Raw genomic sequence first — 1,373 nt, 5'->3', positions numbered from 1 at the left:
CGGGCCATGCGCCATTTGATGAACCCATATGGGATTAGCTAGTTGGTGAGGTAAAGGCTTACCAAGGCGACGATCTCTAGCTGGTCTGAGAGGATGACCAGCCACACTGGAACTGAGACACGGTCCAGACTCCTACGGGAGGCAGCAGTGGGGAATATTGCACAATGGGGGAAACCCTGATGCAGCCATGCCGCGTGTATGAAGAAGGCCTTCGGGTTGTAAAGTACTTTCGGTAATGAGGAAGGTGGTGTATCTAATAGGTGCATCAATTGACGTTAATTACAGAAGAAGCACCGGCTAACTCCGTGCCAGCAGCCGCGGTAATACGGAGGGTGCGAGCGTTAATCGGAATGACTGGGCGTAAAGGGCATGTAGGCGGATAATTAAGTTAGGTGTGAAAGCCCTGGGCTCAACCTAGGAATTGCACTTAAAACTGGTTAACTAGAGTATTGTAGAGGAAGGTAGAATTCCACGTGTAGCGGTGAAATGCGTAGAGATGTGGAGGAATACCGGTGGCGAAGGCGGCCTTCTGGACAGATACTGACGCTGAGATGCGAAAGCGTGGGGAGCAAACAGGATTAGATACCCTGGTAGTCCACGCTGTAAACGATGTCGATTTGGAGTTTGTTGCCCTGAGTGATGGGCTCCGAAGCTAACGCGATAAATCGACCGCCTGGGGAGTACGGCCGCAAGGTTAAAACTCAAATGAATTGACGGGGGCCCGCACAAGCGGTGGAGCATGTGGTTTAATTCGATGCAACGCGAAGAACCTTACCTGGTCTTGACATCCACAGAATCTTGCAGAGATGCGAGAGTGCCTTCGGGAACTGTGAGACAGGTGCTGCATGGCTGTCGTCAGCTCGTGTTGTGAAATGTTGGGTTAAGTCCCGCAACGAGCGCAACCCTTATCCTTTGTTGCCAGCGATTCGGTCGGGAACTCAAAGGAGACTGCCGTTGATAAAGCGGAGGAAGGTGGGGACGACGTCAAGTCATCATGGCCCTTACGACCAGGGCTACACACGTGCTACAATGGCGTATACAAAGGGAGGCGACCTCGCGAGAGCAAGCGGACCTCATAAAGTACGTCTAAGTCCGGATTGGAGTCTGCAACTCGACTCCATGAAGTCGGAATCGCTAGTAATCGTGAATCAGAATGTCACGGTGAATACGTTCCCGGGCCTTGTACACACCGCCCGTCACACCATGGGAGTGGGTTGCACCAGAAGTAGATAGCTTAACCTTCGGGAGGGCGTTTACCACGGTGTGATTCATGACTGGGGTGAAGTCGTAACAAGGTAACCGTAGGGGAACCTGCGGTTGGATCACCTCCTTACGAAGAGCTCGTAAGTGTTCACACAGATTGTTTGTTTAGA

1 rRNA gene is annotated in these 1,373 nt (G+C 52.0%); it reads left to right on the top strand.

The features are described 5' to 3' along the window. Window positions 1-1,333 (top strand): 16S ribosomal RNA (locus tag J3U24_RS11440); the annotation flags it as partial. Between the last annotated feature and the right edge of the window lie 40 nt (window positions 1,334-1,373).

Source organism: Gilliamella sp. B2785, from assembly GCF_026537005.1.
Lineage (GTDB): Bacteria > Pseudomonadota > Gammaproteobacteria > Enterobacterales > Orbaceae > Gilliamella > Gilliamella apicola_E.
The sequence above is the reverse complement of the archived record's forward strand: the minus strand, read 5'-3'. Positions and strand labels throughout refer to the sequence as shown.